A 255-nucleotide genomic window follows, 5' to 3' on the forward strand; every position below is an offset into this window, starting at 1 on the left:
AATATTATGCCAAGGAGTTTTTACGAATTACTCAAAAACGAGGAATTAAAAACAGTATGTGTAAATACCCCTGGGAAAATGGGAAAGCAGAGCGTATCAATGGAATTATAAAAAACAATTATTTACGACATCGAAAAATCCATAATTTCGAAATGCTGGTCAAAGAAGTTGACCGAGCAGTATCACTTTATAATCAGGAAAAGCCTCATATTGAGTTAAATAGAATGTCACCTATTGCTTTTGAAAAAAAACTAT

1 protein-coding gene is annotated in these 255 nt (G+C 31.8%); it reads left to right on the forward strand.

What is annotated here, in order from left to right:
• Window positions 1–255 (forward strand): integrase core domain-containing protein (locus tag G9H65_RS13335; RefSeq protein ID WP_166375823.1); only part of this gene is annotated, 255 nt, incomplete at both ends.

The sequence above is a fragment of the Aquirufa ecclesiirivi genome (assembly GCF_011250515.1).
In the GTDB taxonomy this organism is placed as follows: Bacteria; Bacteroidota; Bacteroidia; order Cytophagales; family Spirosomataceae; genus Aquirufa; species Aquirufa ecclesiirivi.